Annotated in this window: 1 pseudogene; it reads right to left on the bottom strand. The window is 50.4% G+C overall.

The features are described 5' to 3' along the window. A pseudogene (locus QMM04_RS23030) lies at positions 1–292 on the bottom strand (transposase); the annotation flags it as partial. Positions 293–536: the final 244 nt, after the last annotated feature.

Here is a 536-nt window from a genome sequence, read left to right as displayed (position 1 = left end):
ATAAAGGCGTACCTCAGTCGGACAGCTTTGCGAAGTACGCCGCGGCTTTTTTTAATATGTCCCGTTCGTCGGTAACCCGCTTCAGCTCCTTCTGGAGCCGGCGGATCTCGGCCTGAGCATCTGACTGTTCTTTATGAGTGGATGAGTCCGGACCGTACTTCTTTATCCAGGCGTAAAGGCTGTGGGTGGTGATATCGAGACGTGTTGCAACGCTGGCAACAGAATAACCGCGATCAACAACCTGTTTGACTGCTTCAATTTTAAACTCTTCGGGATAACGCTTACCGCTCATGGGCACCTCTCTTTAAGCCATCTTAAATGACTCGGAGGTGTCTGTTAAACCCGTGGCGATTCATTGTATTACCTGTGCCATCGTTCTCTCCGGTGGCACAGTGTTTCAGAAGGGTTGTTCAGACCCGATTACATCATAAGTGTATCAGTCGTCACCTCCTTGACGCTCTTCGGGGCTACAAGTTTTCGAGCCTCATCGTTCAGCGCCAGGCTGGCAACAAATTCGTCAGGACGCTTTACAAACC

The organism is Pantoea sp. Pa-EAmG (assembly GCF_030024295.1).
GTDB classification, from domain to species: Bacteria; Pseudomonadota; Gammaproteobacteria; order Enterobacterales; family Enterobacteriaceae; genus Pantoea; species Pantoea dispersa.
Note: the sequence above shows the minus strand (reverse complement) of the source record. Positions and strands in the feature narration are given on the sequence as shown.